A 17,269-nucleotide genomic window follows, 5' to 3' on the forward strand; every position below is an offset into this window, starting at 1 on the left:
GGAGCCGCCCTGGGGTGGTGGTTGGCTGCACAACCTATCGAGGGCGCCTGGCGCCAGGGCAACAAAACCGGGGAGCTCGGTCAAAGTGGAGGGAATGTTGATCGCACATCCGCTTTGGCTCCCGCCCAGCCACGCCCGCAGCGCCGCACCCGTGAACGGGCTGCCCTTCGCCTGCTGGCCGCTGGATTAGGCCTCGCTAGCAGCCTGGCGCTGCTCGGGGTGATCTGGCCGGAGGGCGATCGCAGCGCCAGCGAGCAAGGCCCCCCCAGCGCCGCCGATCTGGCCGAGGCTCCGGACCGCGCCATCAGCGTGCTCCTGATCGGCTCCGATGCCGATCGCCTCAGCAACGGCAGCACAGCGGTGCCAGCCAACAGCGATGCACTGCTGCTGGTGCACGTGAATCCGGAGGGGCCCCTGCAACTGCTCAGCCTGCCGGTCGAAACCGCCGTGCAGCTGCCGGGCGACAAGCTCCCGGTGGCACTCGGCACTCTCTACAAACGCGGCGGGCCCGCCCTCGTGGCCGGGGCAGCCGCCCAACTCGTGGGCCTGCCCAAAGGTCAGCCCGATCGCTACGTGGTGCTGCCCAGGGCCGCCCTGCGGGATCTGGTGGATGGCATCGGCCGGGTGGAGCTCTCCCCCGACCGGAGCATGCGATACACCGACAAAACGCAGAAGTACACGATTCGCCTCGAAGGAGGCCTGCAGGTGATGGATGGCCAGCAGGTGGAGCAACTGCTGCGCTTCCGCGATGAAACCGATGGGGAAGAGCGGCGCCGCGACCGCCAGCAGATGGCGGTGGAAAGCGTGTTGCGGCAGATGGGGCAGCGCACGCAGTTGCAGCAATTGCCTGATCTGCTCCAGCAGCTGCAGGGCCAGGTGGAGACCAACCTCACACGCTCCGAGGCTTTGAGCCTGCTGGCCGTCGCCCTGCGGCCCGGGGAACGGCTGGAGTTCCGCACACTGCCGCTGCGGCCGCCGGTTCAGCCCAAGAGCCCGCTCAGAGCCCTGGATGCGCAAGCTCAGCGCCCCTGGCCGAACTGAGCTGCCAGCGGGCCAGCAGATGCAGGCGCAAGGCCTCAGCCGCCTGTTCCTCTTCACTGCCGGCCGGCCGAGGCTCCGCCGGTAGCCACCCCAGCCAGGGCAATCCGTCGGCCCGCCGGCGGTCTTGATCCCAGGGCCCGCCCTGCTGCACCAGCCCCACCAGCGGCACCCCAGCGGCCTGCAACAGGGCGGTATAGGCCCGGGCTGCACCGGATCCCGCCGCCGCCGCCGGAACCTGCAGCACCACGGCCTGCCGCCAGGCCCCCAGCGCTTCGCACCAACACCCCGGCTGGGGCAACTCCGCGCCGGGGTCGAGCGCCAGGGGCAACAGCCAACCCGGGGCTTCGCTGGACAGGCTGGCCAGGGCGGCAGAGGCATCGAGCACGCTCTCAGCGCCCCAGGCGAGCGGCCGCAGGCCCAACAACGCCGCCAGGGGCGCCCCTGCAACGGTGCTCACGCCGCCGGGGGCCACCAGCACCAGGCCCGGCGCAGGCCAGGCGGGCCGGTGGATTTCAGCGCTGGGGGAGGGCAATGTCATCGATCGAGCGCAGCCAGAGATCCGGGCGGCTTCTACGATCGGGGTTCCACCGTTCGCGCCAGCGGCCGCCGTGACCAGTTTCCTGACCGCAGAACGGGTCGATCAGGCGCACGTGGCCCATGACACTCGCCGGCTGCGGCTGTTCAGTGGCACCGCCAATCAGGCCCTGGCCCGGGAGATCGGCGCCTACCTGGGGGTTCCCGACGGCCCCCGCGTGATCAAACGCTTTGCCGACGGCGAGCTCTACATCCAGATCCAGGAATCCATCCGCGGCTGCGATGTGTTTCTGATCCAGCCCACCTGCGCTCCGGTGAACGATCACCTGATGGAGCTGCTGGTGATGGTGGATGCCTGCAAGCGAGCTTCAGCGCGCCAGATCACCGCGGTGATCCCCTACTACGGCTACGCCCGCGCCGACCGCAAAACCGCCGGCCGCGAATCGATCACCGCCAAGTTGGTGGCCAATCTGCTCACGGTTTCGGGCGTGGATCGGGTGCTGGCCATGGACCTGCATTCCGCCCAAATCCAGGGTTATTTCGACATTCCCTGCGACCACATCTACGGCTCACCGGTCCTGGTGGATTACCTCGCCGGCCGCGACTTCGGCGATGTGGTGGTGGTCTCGCCCGATGTGGGCGGTGTGGCACGGGCGCGGGCCTTTGCCAAGCAGATGAACGATGCGCCCCTGGCGATCATCGACAAGCGCCGCTCCGGCCACAACGTGGCCGAGAGCCTCACCGTGATCGGCGACGTGGCGGGCAAGACAGCGATCCTGATCGACGACATGATCGACACCGGCGGCACCATCTGCGCCGGCGCAAGGCTGCTGCGCGAGAACGGCGCCACCCGTGTGCTCGCCTGCGCCACCCATCCGGTGTTCTCCGGCCCCGCCATCGAACGGCTCTCGGCTCCAGGGCTGTTTGAGGAAGTGATCGTGACGAACTCGATTCCTCTGCCCGACGATCGCCGCTTCCCGCAGCTGCAGGTGTTGTCGGTGGCCAACATGCTGGGCGAGGCGATCTGGCGCATCCACGACGAGAGCTCCGTGAGCTCGATGTTCCGTTGAGGAAGGGCGTTCAGAAAGGCGTGAAACGGTGCTGGATCGCAGCAGCGCTGCTCAGCTTGCTGCCCACAGCAGCCTGGGCGGATTCGCGCCGGGTGGGGGTGTGGCTCACCAACAGCCCCAGCCCCCTCTACTACCAGCCCCAGCGCATCGAACGGGCTGTGGGGGAACTGGCACAGGCTGGCTTCAACACCCTCTACCCGAATGTGTGGAGCCGCGGCACCACCTTTCACCGCAGCCGCTGGGCACCGGTGGAGCCGGCGCTGCTGCAATCGGGCGCCCGCCACGACCCCATCTGCCTGATGACCAGCGCGGCCCATCGCCGCGGCATGCGAGTGATTCCCTGGTTTGAGTACGGCCTGATGGAGCCGGCGGATGCAGCCGTGGTGCGCCAGAACCCGGAGTGGGTGCTGCAGAAGCGTGATGGCACCACGGCCATGAGCATGCATGGCAAAGACATGGTGTGGCTCAACCCCGCCCACCCCGGCGTGCGCGACCGCTTTCTTGGCCTGATCGGCGAGATCGTGCAGCGCTGCAAAGTGGATGGCATCCAGCTGGATGACCACTTCGCCTGGCCGGTGGAGCTGGGCTACGACCCGTATACCCGCGCTCTCTACGAGCGAGAACAGGGCGTTCAGCCCCCCGATAACCACACCGACCGCACCTGGATGGTGTGGCGGCGTAAACAGCTGAGCTCACTGCTGCGGGAGTTGCGGGCCACGCTCAAGCGCAGCGGCCAGGGCAGCCCCTATGTGAGCCTGTCACCGGGACCCTTCCGCTTTGCCTACAACCATTGGCTGCAGGACTGGGAGCTCTGGGCCCTGGGCGGGCTGATCGATGAGCTGGTGGTGCAGAACTACGCCTATTCACTCAAGGGATACGAACGCGATCTGCAGCAACCGGCGCTGGTGAAGGCCAGCAGCTGGGGGATCCCCGTGGAGATCGGCATCCTCTCGGGCTTTGGCGGGCGCACCACACCCATGCCCACCCTGAGCGAGAAGGTGCGGCTGGCCGCCGAGCGGGGCCATGGGGTGATCTATTTCTATTGGGAAGGCCTCTGGGGCCAATACGCCGGGCCCGAGGGCGGAAGCACTCGCCAACAGGCCCTGGGCCGATTGCACCAGAACCTGTTCAACAGCTCCATGTCGCCTCGGCGTTAGGCAGCCCCGAGGCACTGCCCCACCACCTCGCGCGTGTTGGTGGAGAGGGTGGCGGCGGCCAACTGCTCGAGGGCTTCGCGCATGCGGGCGCTGCGCTCGGGCCCGTAGCTCTGCCAACGGCTGAACAGCTTGGCCATGCGTGAGGCGGTGATCGGATTGCGCTGATCGAGCTGCGCAATCTGCTCGGCCATGAAGCGATAGCCGCGGCCATCGGCCGCATGAAACTGAGCCACATTGCCGGCGAAGCCCCCCAACACGGCGCGAATCGAATTGGGTGCTGCCGGATCGAAGCGCGGATGCTCGAGCAGTGCCTGCACCCGGGCCACGCCATCACCGAAAGGTGCCGAGGCCTCCAGGGCGAACCAGGCATCCAGGATCACCGGCTTTTCCTGCCAGCGGTCATGGAAGGCCGCCATTGCCGCCGCCCGTTCGGGGGTGTTGGCATTGCAAGGCCCGAAGGCCCGCCCGGGCCAGGGTCATCGAGGGGCCGCCCACGGCCGCCGCCGCCTCGGCGCGCACGCCCACATCGCCGGCGGCCACCCGCCAGCTCCAGGCCGTGGCCGTGAGATCGCGGTCACCGACGCCATCGGGCCAGGCCAGCAGCCATTGGGGCCGGCAACGCTCCAGCGTGTGCTCAAGCGGCTCAGCCAACGCCGTGCCGAAGCGCTGCTGCAGATCCAGCAACGCCTGGAACAGGGCCGGCGGATCGGAACAGCCAGCCGCGGCCACCGCCGCATCCTCGAGCTCTGGCAGACCAGGCAGCGCCAACAGCATGCTGCGGTTGGAATCGCACAGGCCCACCTCCGCCAGGATCCGATCGAAGGCCGCCACCAGGCCTTCTTCCAGTTCTTCGTTGGGGGAGCCGGAGGCCCGCTCCAGCACCGCCTCACGCAGGAGCACCTGACCGGCATCCCAGCGGGCAAAGGGGTCGCTGTCGCAAGCGAGCAGGTGCAGCAACTCATTGGTGCTGCGTTGCAGCTCCAGCTTCACCGGCGCCGAAAAGCCCCGCAACAACGAGAGGGCTGGCGGGTGGCTGTAGGGCTCCAGGCCCTCCACACAGATCTGCTGCTCAGGCTGATCAATCACCACCAGCCGGCTGCCATCACCCCAGGCGTGGCTGAGCGACGACGCGCGGGCCTGTTCCTCGCTTTCACCCTGCAAACGCACCGGCAGCGGTTCGCCCGCCTGGCCCACCAGCCCCAAAACCAGAGGAATCACCAGGGGCTGCTTCTGGGGTTGGCCAGGGGTGGGTGGGGTGCTCTGACGCACCTGCAGGCGCAGGCTGCCCTGATCCCCATCCCAATGGCGCTCGATCTGCAGCTGTGGAGTCCCGGCCTGGCTGTACCAATGGCGAAACTGCGCAAAATCGAAGCGCGGCAGGGCGGCCCCTTGGGCCCAGGCCTCCTCGGCCGCATCCTGCATCGCCTGCACAAAGTCGTTGCAGGTGGCCGCGGTGCCGTCATGACGGCTCACGTACAGAGCCATCCCGCGCATGAAGGTCTCCTCACCCAACAGGGTGTGGAGTACTCGGATCACCTCCGATCCCTTTTCATAGATCGTGGTGGTGTAAAAGTTGTCGATCGCCTGGTAGTGATCCGGCTGGATCGGATGTGCCGTTGGCCCGGCATCTTCTCGAAACTGCGTATTGCGCAGCAACGACACATCCTCGATCCGCTTCACCGCGGCGGAATGCAGATCCGCTGTGAAGCTGGCATCACGAAACACCGTGAGCCCTTCTTTGAGCGAGAGCTGGAACCAATCCCGGCAGGTGATGCGGTTGCCGGTCCAGTTATGGAAATACTCATGGCCGATCACACTTTCGATCCGCTCCAGCTCACCATCGGTGGCCGTTGCCGCATCGGCGAGCACCAGCTTGGAATTGAAGATATTGAGGCTCTTGTTCTCCATCGCGCCCATGTTGAAATGGCGCACCGCCACGATGTTGAACTCATCGAGGTCGTATTCCAGGCCGTAGCGCTGCTCATCCCAGAGCATCGAACGCTTGAGCGAAGCCATCGCATGGGCCGTGAAGGGCGCATCGCCGGGCTCCACGTGCAAGCGCAGCTGCACCGTGCGGCCGCTGCGGGTGGTGAACTGATCGCGCACCTCCTCCAACTGGCCTGCCACCAGGGCAAACAGATAGGAGGGCTTGGGGAAGGGATCGTCCCAAACCGCGAAATGGCGGCCCTCGGGCAAGGGGCCGGTCTCCAGGCAGTTGCCATTGGAGAGCAGCACCGGACAACTGGCTTGATCCGCCTCGATGCGCACCCGGAAGCGGCTGAGCAGATCGGGACGATCGGGGTGAAAGGTGATGCGGCGGAAGCCCACCGCCTCGCACTGGGTGGTGAACATGCCACCACTCACATACAGCCCTTCCAGACTGGTGTTGGTCGCGGGATGAATCCGCACCCGGCTGCGCAGGGAAAACGGCTCCGCCGGCGGCTGATGCAGCACCAGCCGAGTGGGTTCGAGCGTGTAGGCCTCAGCCGCCAGCGGCACGCCATTGAGCTGGAGCTCCAGCAGCTCGAGTTCCACCCCCTGCAGCTCCAGTGGGCCTGGCTCAGCAACCGGGTTGGGTTCGAACTGATACTCGGCCTCCACCAAGGCGTGATCGGCAAACAGCTCAACCGTGAGGTTGGTGTGGGCGATCAGGCAGGGGGCCGGCCGGTAATCGGCGAGGCGAACGGTGGCCATGGCAGGAGCGTGGGGCTCGGGGTTATTTCTTGGCGGGAGCGGGGCTGGCGGCAGGGGCGCTGCTGCGGTTCTTCAACACCTCCTCCACCTTCTTGCGCACATCGGCAGGCACTTCATCCGGGCACACCTCAACGGCACCGAGCACGGCGGAGTTGATCGCACCCTTGCGCAGCTCTTCAATCGTGAGCGGCTTGGGACCCACCTGGGCGATGGCGCCATCGTGCTGGCCCTGGATCACCTGGGCGATGGTTTCACCCGCCACAGCCACCGCCTTGTCGAATTCGATGCCGGCAGCCCGGGCGATGCACACATTCAGCGCCCCGATCCGGGTGTAGAGGCTCATATCGGCTTCGGATGCCGGTGCAGCCACCGCAGCCACAGGAGCCAGGGTGAGAGCCAGAGGAAGCAGCAGAAGAGCGAGGCGGCTGGCGGAGGAGCGCACGCGACAGGAGCGATGTTGCCTAATCCTGCTGCAGAACCAGCCAAACGCCATCAGGCATCCGCCGGCAGCGGCGGCCCGGCCGGCTCAAGGCGAATCTCGTGGTGCGTTTCCACCAGTTCAAGATTGCCGTCGCACCAGGAGTAGATGGAGCGGGCGCGGAACCGGTCCTGATCCACCAGGCGGATGTGCTCGAGGATGTCCCACTGCTGGTAATGCGACTCAAACACCAGCTCGTGCTCATCGGCCTGGCGGATCTGGCTCTTGGTGGGAGACCCGCACAGATAGCCGTGACTGCGCCGCAGCTGATGGCCGCAGAGGGAGGCATCCATCGTGCCTTCGCGCACGTAGCGCGGCTTGATGTCGAAGAAGTCGTATTCCTTTTCCGGCCACCAGGTGAAGCGATAGCGGGGTTCCGCTTCGGCCTGATCCTCAAAGGTCTGCACCCGCAGCAGCATGTCGACGCGCAGCACCTCGTCGTCAGGGAAGAAGTACTGACGCCGGGAGCGCCACAGGCCGAGGTTGCGGTTGAACCAACGGCGCAGGGTGTTGTCGAACTGAATACGGCTGCCACGCATCGCCGGCGGCTGGGGCGACACCGGATGCACCCGTGTCGCGAGTTCTCGTGGATGGGCCACGGCGTTCCTCTCGACAACGTCTCATCACAGTCGTCATAGCGGGGCTGGTCAGCCCTGCCAAACCTCATAAGGTGAAAGCACAATTTCTGCAGATTCAGCGCGCCGGTGCCAGCCGCAGGGGAACAGTCCCCCGACGAGCCTCAACCCAGCCGCTTCCCCGTCAGCACAACGTCCCAGCCGCAACAGCGCGGGGACGTGCGCAGGGGGGCAGGCCTTGCCCTGCCCTCCCATCTCGACGGTGATGGTTCGCAGCGCCGCTACCTGAAACTGCTGCTGGTGGCGGCCCCGCACCACCGCGCCACCCCCGACCTGCGCGGCTTGGTGGCGTTCCTGGAAAACCAGGATTTTGGCTTCGACGTGAGTCTGGAGATCGCCGATCCAGCCGAACGGCCTGAACTGCTGGAGCTGCATCGGCTGGTGGCCACACCGGCTCTGATCAAGCTCGACCCCACCCCCAAGCAGGTGTTTGCCGGCAACACCCTCCTGCAGCAGCTGCGCAACTGGCTGCCGCGCTGGCAGCAGCTGGAGGTGGTGAGCGGGCTCGGCATCAGCCTTCGGCCAGCCGAAAGCGATGGCAGTCGCACCCAGCGCGAACTGCAACTGGAAGATCAGCTGCTGGTGCTGCGCCAAGAGAACGAAACTCTGATCGAACGCCTCCGGGTTCAGGAGCGGCTGCTGCGGATGGTGGCCCACGAGCTGCGCACCCCGCTCACGGCCTCAAAACTGGCCTTGCAGAGCCTCAAGCTCGGCCAGATCGATGAAACCCGCTTCCGCGACGTGCTCGGACGACGTCTCGACGACATCGAGCAACTCTCCAAAGACCTGCTGGAGGTGGGAACCACCCGCTGGGAAGCCCTGTTCAACCCGCAGCGCCTCGCCCTGGGCCCCGTTGCGGCGGAGGCGATCCTCGAGCTGGAGAAGCTGTGGGTGGGGCGCGGACTGGAGCTGCTCACCGATATCCCAACGGATCTACCGGATGTGTATGCCGATCAGCGCCGCATGCGCCAGGTGCTGCTCAACCTGCTGGAGAACGCCTTCAAGTACACCCCCGACGGCGGCCAGGTGAGCCTCACGATCCTGCACCGCACCAGCCAGTGGCTACAGATCAGCGTGTGCGACTCGGGGCCGGGCATTCCGCGCGATGAACAGGAACGCATCTTTCTCGAGCGGGTGCGACTGCCGCAGACCTCCTCCAACACATCAGGGTTTGGCGTGGGGCTGTCGGTGTGCCGGCGTATCACCGAAGTGCACGGTGGCCGGATCTGGGTGGTGTCCGAGCCGGGTGAAGGCGCCTGCTTCCACTTCACCGTGCCCGTTTGGGACGGCCAAAGCGCCAGCTGATTGACGAAGGGCACCTCCGACCCGTAACTTCATCCCATCGGAGGCGCGGCTGAAAAGCCAGGCAGCACAAGGGCATCGCCCGAATGCTGTTCTCACCACCGAGTCCTAGCCCCCATCGTCTAGAGGCCTAGGACACCTCCCTTTCACGGAGGCGACAGGGGTTCGAATCCCCTTGGGGGTATACCGAAAAGAGCGGCCTCAGGGCCGCTTTTTCGTTGCCGTTGAGGCGTGAGTGGTGGCATCAGGTCAACGGCGCTCAACCGGCTCTACAAACGATTCACAACGGGCCAAACGCTGAGCCCGCACCGTTCAGATCGCCCTGTCCAGATCGCCCCGTTCAGATCGCCGCTTCCAGAGAAGCCGAACGTCGCTGGGCTTCCTGCTGCACGGCCCGCAAGTTGGCAGCCAAATCCTCCCGCAGGCGCTGTTCGATCAAACCGATCGGCATCCCCACACAGCCCTGCACCGTGAGCTCATACAGGAGCGTGGTAGCTCCGGCTTCCACACCGATTTGCCAGGTGCCCTCAAAGCGGCGGAAATCACCTTTCGCCATCACAAACGAGAGGCGGCGCTCCTCCAGGTGTTCGGTGAGCTCCAGCTGCACGCGGGCCTTGAAGCGCATGCCCATGAAGGTTTGAGCGCCCTCCTGCTCGAGGCCAACAACGTTGGCTCGGCGCCAGAGCAGCCGCGAACTCTGCAGGTTGGGAATGAAGCGGCTGAGGCTGTCGTAATCGGTGAGGACTGCCCACAACCATTGAGGGTCGAGGGCAAGGCGCAGGCGCACGGCGAGCCGGCGCGTCCCGCCTGGCAACCGCTCCATCTCCTGCTGAATGGTGTCGAGCGCACAGGCATCAACCTGCTGCGACTCAGCGCCTTTGGGAGTTGCCGTGAGCTGCGACGAGAGCAAACCGGCTAGATGACGCTTTAAGCGCCATAACTTAACGCCCTCAAGCTGAAGCGTGCAGGTTCCCTATGATCGCGCGCGACATCAAGGGCCCCAGAGATTCATGCGTGTCTCGACCGCAACATCCAGCTGCAGCGACTCGCGCGTGTTCACCGTGGTGGTGCAGGGCTACGGCCTGACCCAGCAGCGCAATGCTGAGCGCACCATCAACGTGCCCTTCTCACGGCTGCAGGCTCTGATGCAGTCGATCACCAAGCTGGGAGGCAAGGTGATCTCGGTCACCGCTGCATCCGAAGCGCCTGCCGCCTCAGCCCCCGCAGCCAGCCCTGCTCCTGCTGCCGCCAAGACCACCAAGGCCAAAGCCTCACCCGCCAAACCTGCTGCCGCTGCCGTGCATCACGCCGACGTCCCCGTCAATCTCTACAAGCCGAAGAACCCCTTCGTCGGCACCGTGACCGAGAACTACAGCCTCCTGGCTGAAGGCGCCATCGGCCGGGTGAACCACATCACCTTCGACCTCAAGGGTGGCGACCCCCAGCTCAACTACGTGGAGGGTCAGTCGATCGGCATCATTCCCGACGGCGAAGACGCCAACGGCAAGCCCCATAAGCTGCGCCTCTATTCGATCGCCAGCACCCGCCACGGCGACAACATGGACGGCGACACCGTGTCGCTCTGCGTGCGTCAGCTGCAGTACGAGAAGGACGGCGAAACCATCAACGGTGTGTGCTCCACCTTCCTCTGCGACATCGAGCCCGGCGCCAAGGTGAAGATCACCGGCCCCGTGGGCAAGGAGATGCTCCTGCCGGCCGATGAAGACGCCAACATCATCATGCTGGCCACTGGCACCGGCATCGCGCCGATGCGCACCTACCTGCGCCGCATGTTCGAGCCGGCTGAGCGTGAGAAGAACGGCTGGCACTTCAAGGGCAAGGCCTGGCTGTTCATGGGTGCTCCCACCACCGCCAACCTGCTCTACGACGACGACTTCAACCGCTACGAGCGTGAGTTCCCCGAGAACTTCCGCTACACCAAGGCGATCAGCCGCGAGCAGCAGAACGCCAATGGCGGCCGCATGTACATCCAGGACCGCGTCAGCGAGAACGCTGAGGAGATCTTCTCCTGGATCGAAAACCCCAAGACCCACGTGTACATGTGCGGTCTGCGTGGCATGGAGCCCGGTATCGACGAAGCGATGACCGCCGCTGCCGCCGCCAAGGGCCTCGATTGGGCCGAGCTGCGCCCCCAGCTCAAGAAGGCCGAGCGCTGGCACGTGGAAACCTATTGAGCTCCTGGTGCGCTCAGGTCTCCAGCCCGCCACATGGCGGGCTTTTTTGTTGCCAACCCATGCGGTGTTGGCTCGGCCTCGTTAAACCTGGAACACGCACGCGTTGCCCATGGCCGCCACCCAGACCAATCCCCTGCGCGTTGGCCTGCGCCAGGAGCGGGTGATCTCACCACAGTGCCTGGTGATCTTTGGAGCCAGCGGCGATCTCACCCATCGCAAGCTGATCCCGGCACTGTTTGAGCTATTCCGCCAGCGTCGCCTACCCACCGAGTTTTCGGTGCTGGGCTGCGCACGTCGCCCCTGGAGCGACGACGACTTCCGCAACCGCATGGCCGAAGCCATGGCTGAGGAGGTAAAGCAGCACCAGAGCGCCTGGCAGCAGTTCGCCGCCTGCCTCTTCTACGAACCGGTTGATCTCCAGCAAGACGAAGACGTGGTGCGCCTCGGCACCCGCCTCGAGGCTCTGGACCGGCAGCGCGCCACCCGTGGCAACCGCACCTTCTATCTCTCGGTGTCACCGGCCTTCTATGGCAGCGGCTGCCGGGCCCTGGCCAATGCCGGCCTGCTCAAGGATCCCAGCCGCAGCCGGGTGGTGATCGAGAAACCATTCGGCACCGATTACAGCAGCGCCCAAGCCCTCAACCGGGTGGTGCAGAGCTGCGGCCAGGAGTCGCAGATCTTCCGCATCGACCACTACCTGGGCAAGGAGACGGTGCAGAACATCCTGGTGCTGCGCTTCGCGAACGCGATCTTCGAGCCGATCTGGAATCGCAACTACATCGCCAACGTGCAGATCACGGCGGCGGAAACCGTGGGAGTGGAAGAGCGGGCCGGTTACTACGAAACCAGCGGCGCCCTGCGGGACATGGTGCAAAACCACCTCACCCAGATGCTGGCGCTCACCACGATGGAGACCCCTGGGCACTTCGATCCGGAATCGATCCGCAGTGAGAAGGCCAAGGTGCTGCAGGCCGCCCGCCTCGCCAACGAAGACGAACCCTGGAAATGCTGTGTGCGCGGCCAATACAGCCGCGGCGGCAATCCAGCGAACCCGATGGCGGGCTATCGCGAAGAGCCGGGGGTGAATCCCGAGAGCACCACCGAAACCTATGTGGCGATGAAGCTGTTCATCGACAACTGGCGCTGGCAGGGGGTGCCCTTCTACCTGCGCACCGGCAAGCGGCTGCCCAAGCGTCTTTCGGAGGTGGTGCTCACCTTCCGCAAAGCGCCGGTGCAGCTGTTCGACGCCGCCGGAGGCACCCCCACCGCCAACCAACTGGTGCTGCGCATCCAGCCCGATGAAGGCGCTGGCTTCGTGTTCGATGTGAAAGCCCCCGGCTCCGGCATGCGCAGCCGCCCGGTGGACATGCACTTCAGCTACGACGAAAGCTTCGGCGAACCCTCCGATGAGGGCTATGTGCGCCTGCTGGCCGACGCGATGCTCGGCGATCCCACCCTGTTCACCCGCAGCGATGAGGTGGAGGCTGCCTGGCGCCTCTACACACCGCTGCTGGAGCTGATTGAAGACGCCCCCTGGCAGCTACCAGTGCACCCCTATGAAGCCCGCACCTGGGGCCCTGGCGCCGCCGACAACCTGCTGGCTGAAGACGGCCTGATGTGGCGTCGCCCCTGATCCCTTCCACCGCGCTTCCTTTCCTCCTCCGTCGCACCAACCGCCATGGCCCCCCAGCTCACCCTGCAGGCCCCGCATCAACTGCCTCCCAGCGAGGTACCGGCCTATCTCAACCGGCTCTGGAGCGAAAACCTCAAGGACTCCAGTGGTGCCGCCACCTTCACCCTGGTGGTGTGGGAGCCCTCCTGGCTGCAGCAACAGCTGATCCGCACCGGACGCATGGATGGGCCGATCACAGGCCTGCTCAGTGATCAGCTGCTGGCGGCCGCGCGCCTGGCGATCGGCGAACTGGGCCTCCCAGCCAGCACGGCACCCACGGCGCCCGCGGTGGCCTGGGCCCTGGGTCAGCTACCCGGCAGCCATAGCGCCGACGACCTGCGGGGCCAATTTGTGGATCGCGCCATCAGCGCCCACCAGCCCCGCCGCCTGATCACCCTGGCCCCCACCCTGGCGGGCGATCAGCAGCTGGAATCCACGGTGGCGGCCTACTGCCCGCTGCCGGAGGAGCGCGGCGTGAGCGCTGATGCCTGCGGTGATGTGGTGGTGCTGCGCGGCGGCATGGGAGTCATGCAGCAGGGATTGGCGATGCTCCAGGAGCTGATCCCCGATGACCTGCCCTGCTGGGTGTGGTGGAACGGCACGATGGATGAATCTCCAGAGCTGCTCGAGGCCTTGGCGGTGCCGCCACGGCGTTTGGTGGTGGATAGCTCCATCGGCGAACCGCGCCGTTGCCTCGATCTCTTGGTGCAACGGATTGAGCAAGGGCAGGCCGTGAACGACCTGAACTGGCTGCGGCTGCGCACCTGGCGGGAATCGCTGGCGATGGTGTTTGATCCCCCCACCCGCCAGAGCGCGCTCGATCAGGTGGTGCAGCTCGACATCGACGTGGAGGGCCAGCACCCGGTGAAAGGTCTGCTGCTGGCGGCCTGGATCGCCGATCGGCTCGGCTGGCACCTGCTCAACAGCTACTGGATCGATGGCAATGGCGGTAGCGAAGGGCGCGGCATCGGCGCCGAGTTTCAGCGCAGCGACGGCCAGAGCGTGCAAATGCGGCTGATGCCGGTGCCCGTTGGCCTCAGCAAGATGCACCCCGGCGCCATGGTGGGAATGCGCCTGATCTGCGCGCCGGCCAATCGGCCGCCGCTGTGCGTGATCCTCTGCTCGGAATCCGGCGGCTGCATGCGCCTGGAGGCCGGCGGCGTGGCCTCGATGGAGCTGGCCGAAGAGGTGGTGCCCCTGCCCAACGAAAGCGAAGAGATGGAAATGGCGCGGCTGCTTGGCGGCGGCCACGACAGCACCAACCCACTGCTGGCCGCTGCCGCGGCCCTGGCTGCCAAGCTGCTGCCCAACTAAGCGGCCCGCATGCCCTGCCTGATCGCCGCCCCGGCCAGCGGCAGCGGCAAAACCTTGGTGAGCCTGTCGCTCACGGCCCTGGCACGCCGCCGCGGCCAGAGCATCCAAACCTTCAAGGTGGGGCCCGACTACCTCGACCCGCAGCTGCTCAGCGCCGCCAGCGGCCGGCCCTGCCGCAACCTCGATCCGCTGCTCTGCGGCGAGGCCTGGGTGCAGCAGAGCTTCCAGCAGCACGGCAGCGCCGCTGAGCTCTCCTTGGTGGAGGGCGTGATGGGCCTGTTCGATGGCCGAGGCCCCAGCAGCGAGGGCAGTTCGGCCCATGTGGCCCAGCTGCTGGAGCTACCCGTGGTGCTGGTGGTGGAGGCCAGCCGCCAGGCGGGCTCGCTGGCCGCGCTGGTGCGGGGCTTCCGCGATCACCAGCCCAACCTGCACCTGAGCGGCGTGGTGCTGAACGGCGTGGGCAGCGAGCGCCACCATGCCCTGCTGGCGGAGGCACTGGCCTCAATCGCCATGCCACTGCTCGGGGCCCTGCCCCGCCACGACAGCTTGGAGCTGCCATCGCGCCATCTGGGCCTGCTGCCGGCCCATGAGCTAGCCGATCTTGAGGAGCGAATCGGGGCCTGGGCCGATCTCGCGGAACGGCACTTCGCGCTGGATCAGCTCTGGCCGCTGCTGCAATCAGCGGCGCCACGCACCTTGGCGGCGAATGGCAGCGCACCGCCCGCTGAGGGCGGGGAGCCAGTGCGCATCGCCATCGCCAGCGATGCCGCGTTTCACTTCCGGTATCCCGAGGCGAGCGAACTGCTGGTTCAGCACGGTGTGGAAGTGCAGAGCTGGTCACCCTTGGCGGATCAACCACTGCCGGAGGGCTGCCAAGCCCTGGTGTTGCCAGGGGGGTATCCGGAGCTGCATGCCGCTCAACTGGCCGCCAGCCAACGGAGCCTCCAGGATCTGCGGCGGGCCCATCAGCGGGGGCTGCCGATCTATGCCGAGTGTGGCGGGCTGCTGCTGCTCGGCCAACAACTCAGTGACCGCAATGGTGAGCCCCACTCGATGGCCGGCCTGCTGCCATTCCAGGCGGCGCGGGGTTCCCTCAGCCTCGGCTACCGCACCGCCACAGCGCTGCGGAATGGGCTGGTGCTCCAAGAGGGCGATCAGCTGTGCGGCCATGAATTCCACCGCTGGCAGCTCAGCAACAGCCCTGACGAAACCGATCAGCTGTGGCAGCTTGAGGGCTGGGGCTCTCCCATGCGCCCCGAAGGCTGGAGCCACTCCAACCTGCATGCCACTTGGCTGCACCTTCACTGGGGGGGATGTGGCTTCATCCCCGAGCGGTTAGCCGCTGCTGCACGGCGCACGCCACCCCTGCTGCCCTGTTGAACGTCCGACTCTCAAATGGCCAACCCTGAACTCTGGTTGCTGCGGCACGGCGCCACCGAATGGGCCCTGAACGGCCGCCATACGGGCAGCACCGACATCCCGCTTCTGCCGGAGGGCGAAGCCGAAGCCCGCGCCCTGGCTCCTGTACTGGCCCAGCAAAGCTTTGATGCGGTGTATTGCAGCCCCCTGCAGCGGGCGCGGCGCACCTGTGAACTGGCGGGTCTCGCTGGCCAGGCCCAGTTGGAACCCGACCTACGCGAGTGGGGCTACGGCCGCTACGAGGGAATCACCACCGCTGAAATCCGCCAGAGCGTCCCCGACTGGACCGTGTTCAGCCACCCCTGCCCGGAGGGAGAAAGCCTGGAGGACGTGCAGCAGCGCTGTGAGCGGCTGATCGAACGGCTGGTGCAGCAACACCCAGGCGGCCGGGTGGCCCTGTTCGCCCACGGCCACATCCTGCGCAGCCTGGCGGGCTGCTGGCTGGGGCTTGGGGTGGCCGGTGGTGCCCTGTTGGTGCTGGGAACCGGCAGTTTCTGCGTGCTTGGCAGCGAGCGTGAACAGCGGGCTCTGCTGCGCTGGAATGCGCCGGTTCCACACCCGTAGCCAGAGGCCCCTCGCCGTGTCAGCTTGAGAACAAGCGGTCGGAGGGTTCGAAAGCAGTGGGACCAAAAAAAGAAACGGCATCCAAACGCAGCACCCCACGCCAGGTGGAGTCCCGCGCACCCGGCTGGTTGATTGCCGATGCCTACACCCCCGGTCGCAACGGCCGCAGCGTTCGCCAGCGGGAGTGGCTGGAGGTGGAGAGGCCTGATCCGGCCAGCCAACAGCGCCTCGAACGGTGGCAGTTGATTGTGCGCGGGCGGGTTCAGGGCGTGGGCTACCGCGCCGCCTGCTGCCAGAAAGCCCGCGAGCTGGATCTGAACGGCTGGGTGCGCAACCGCCCCGATGGATCCGTGGAGGTGCAGGCCGAGGGAGCCATGCACAAGCTCACCGAACTGCGGCTTTGGTGCGAGCGGGGACCCCAAGGGGCCGGCGTTCACAGCGTGAGCCATAGCCAACTGGCCCCGAGCAGGGAAGACTGGTTCGAAATTCGACGCTGAACCAGCTGCGATGACAAACGGGACCCTGTGGGCTGAACTCCTGGCCTACGGCAGCGGCATCGCCATCAGTCCGATCCACATCGGCCTGCTTCTGCTGCTGTTGCTGGGTCCCCAGCCCCTGCGCCGGGGCGGTTTGTTTGTGCTGGCCTGGATGGTCACCGTCACCTCGATGGTGGTGCTGCTGCTCACCGTGGGGCATGGCCTGTTGCTCACCATGGAGAAGGGCAGCAGCCACCGCACGGGCTTGGATCTCCTGGCAGCCGGCGCCCTGCTGGCCCTGGGCCTCAAGGAGCTGCTGGATCGCAAGGAAGAAGGGCAGGATCCCCCCGCCTGGACGCGCCAGCTGGATCGCTTCTGCGCGATGCCGCTGCCGCTGCTGCTGGGTGCCAGTTGCGCGATTGAAGTGATCAGTCCGGATGACCTGTTTCTGTTTGCCAAGGCAGCTTCTGCCCTGCTGGCCTCAGGCCTGAGCCGCGTTCAGGAGGTGATCTACACAGCTGGCTTCAGCATCTCCGCCAGCCTGGCGCTGCTGCTGCCCTTCGGGGCGGTGCTGGTGGGACGTGACCGGGTGGTGCCGCTGCTGGAGAAAGGCAAGCAGGTGCTGTTCGCGCGGGGCGATCTGCTGGTGGGGGCCCTCAGCCTTGTGCTGGCGGGCTATCTGGGCTGGCAGGGAATTGAGGGACTGCAGCTCAGCTGA

The 17,269-nt window shown here is 66.3% G+C and carries 15 protein-coding genes, 1 tRNA gene and 1 pseudogene; 12 read left to right on the plus strand and 5 right to left on the minus strand.

Translation table 11 applies throughout. The annotated features are described in order from the left end of the window. Positions 1–114 precede the first annotated feature (114 nt). Positions 115–1,041 carry an LCP family protein gene (locus tag CB0101_RS12825; protein ID WP_136644297.1) on the plus strand — a complete coding sequence of 309 codons (927 nt, stop codon included), beginning with the start codon at positions 115–117 and terminating at the stop codon, positions 1,039–1,041. On the opposite strand, the gene CB0101_RS12830 is transcribed toward CB0101_RS12825, so the two are convergent. Beyond that, positions 998–1,579, minus strand: a complete 582-nt coding sequence (locus CB0101_RS12830) for a hypothetical protein (protein WP_010303569.1) — start codon at positions 1,577–1,579, stop codon at positions 998–1,000. The two genes, CB0101_RS12825 and CB0101_RS12830, sit on opposite strands and share 44 nt — an antisense overlap. Positions 1,580–1,649: 70 nt before the next feature. Here CB0101_RS12830 and CB0101_RS12835 point away from each other — a divergent pair, with 70 nt between their 5' ends. Then, positions 1,650–2,645: a ribose-phosphate pyrophosphokinase gene (locus CB0101_RS12835; RefSeq protein ID WP_010303572.1), complete on the plus strand. Its 996-nt coding sequence runs from the start codon at positions 1,650–1,652 to the stop codon at positions 2,643–2,645. Between the two features lie 35 nt (positions 2,646–2,680). Beyond that, a complete protein-coding gene (locus CB0101_RS12840; RefSeq protein WP_246833882.1) occupies positions 2,681–3,802 on the plus strand; it encodes a glycoside hydrolase family 10 protein in 1,122 nt (373 codons plus the stop codon). Here the strand turns inward: CB0101_RS12840 and pepN are convergent. From pepN to CB0101_RS12855, 3 genes and pseudogenes are all read right to left on the minus strand, one after another. Then, positions 3,799–6,496: pseudogene (gene pepN / locus CB0101_RS12845) on the minus strand (aminopeptidase N). The gene CB0101_RS12840 and the pseudogene pepN overlap by 4 nt on opposite strands. Positions 6,497–6,518: 22 nt before the next feature. Continuing rightward, a complete protein-coding gene (locus tag CB0101_RS12850; protein ID WP_010302520.1) occupies positions 6,519–6,938 on the minus strand; it encodes a hypothetical protein in 420 nt (139 codons plus the stop codon). A gap of 50 nt (positions 6,939–6,988) precedes the next feature. Further along, the gene (locus tag CB0101_RS12855) at positions 6,989–7,513 is read right to left on the minus strand and encodes a hypothetical protein (RefSeq protein WP_136644298.1); all 525 of its coding nucleotides are present in this window, start codon (positions 7,511–7,513) and stop codon (positions 6,989–6,991) included. A 279-nt stretch (positions 7,514–7,792) separates the two neighbouring features. Here CB0101_RS12855 and CB0101_RS12860 point away from each other — a divergent pair, with 279 nt between their 5' ends. Then, complete coding sequence (locus CB0101_RS12860) at positions 7,793–8,914, plus strand: histidine kinase (RefSeq protein WP_029552718.1); 1,122 nt, start codon at positions 7,793–7,795, stop codon at positions 8,912–8,914. A 108-nt stretch (positions 8,915–9,022) separates the two neighbouring features. After that, positions 9,023–9,095: transfer RNA gene (locus CB0101_RS12865), tRNA-Glu, on the plus strand. A gap of 156 nt (positions 9,096–9,251) precedes the next feature. On the opposite strand, the gene CB0101_RS12870 is transcribed toward CB0101_RS12865, so the two are convergent. Beyond that, entirely contained in the window at positions 9,252–9,821 is a 570-nt protein-coding gene (locus tag CB0101_RS12870; protein WP_010303594.1) for an SRPBCC family protein, read from the minus strand. 100 nt (positions 9,822–9,921) lie between these two features. Between CB0101_RS12870 and CB0101_RS12875 the strand changes: the two genes are divergently transcribed. The 7 genes from CB0101_RS12875 to CB0101_RS12905 all read left to right on the plus strand — a co-directional run bounded on the left by CB0101_RS12875 (position 9,922) and on the right by CB0101_RS12905 (position 17,269). Then, a complete protein-coding gene (locus CB0101_RS12875; RefSeq protein ID WP_010303595.1) occupies positions 9,922–11,106 on the plus strand; it encodes a phycobilisome linker polypeptide in 1,185 nt (394 codons plus the stop codon). 109 nt (positions 11,107–11,215) lie between these two features. Next, positions 11,216–12,739, plus strand: a complete 1,524-nt coding sequence (zwf, locus tag CB0101_RS12880) for a glucose-6-phosphate dehydrogenase (RefSeq protein WP_010303598.1) — start codon at positions 11,216–11,218, stop codon at positions 12,737–12,739. Positions 12,740–12,784: 45 nt separating this feature from the next. Beyond that, positions 12,785–14,092 carry a glucose-6-phosphate dehydrogenase assembly protein OpcA gene (locus CB0101_RS12885; RefSeq protein ID WP_010303600.1) on the plus strand — a complete coding sequence of 436 codons (1,308 nt, stop codon included), beginning with the start codon at positions 12,785–12,787 and terminating at the stop codon, positions 14,090–14,092. A gap of 9 nt (positions 14,093–14,101) precedes the next feature. Next, the gene (locus CB0101_RS12890; RefSeq protein ID WP_010303603.1) at positions 14,102–15,472 is read left to right on the plus strand and encodes a cobyrinate a,c-diamide synthase; all 1,371 of its coding nucleotides are present in this window, start codon (positions 14,102–14,104) and stop codon (positions 15,470–15,472) included. A 15-nt stretch (positions 15,473–15,487) separates the two neighbouring features. After that, positions 15,488–16,075 (plus strand): histidine phosphatase family protein, encoded by a 588-nt coding sequence (locus CB0101_RS12895; RefSeq protein WP_010303604.1) that lies wholly within the window; start codon positions 15,488–15,490, stop codon positions 16,073–16,075. 104 nt (positions 16,076–16,179) lie between these two features. Further along, positions 16,180–16,572, plus strand: a complete 393-nt coding sequence (locus CB0101_RS12900) for an acylphosphatase (protein ID WP_371413587.1) — start codon at positions 16,180–16,182, stop codon at positions 16,570–16,572. Positions 16,573–16,582: 10 nt separating this feature from the next. Further along, positions 16,583–17,269, plus strand: a complete 687-nt coding sequence (locus CB0101_RS12905) for a GAP family protein (RefSeq protein ID WP_010303608.1) — start codon at positions 16,583–16,585, stop codon at positions 17,267–17,269.

Origin of the sequence: Synechococcus sp. CB0101 (assembly GCF_000179235.2) — a bacterium.
GTDB lineage: Bacteria > Cyanobacteriota > Cyanobacteriia > PCC-6307 > Cyanobiaceae > Vulcanococcus.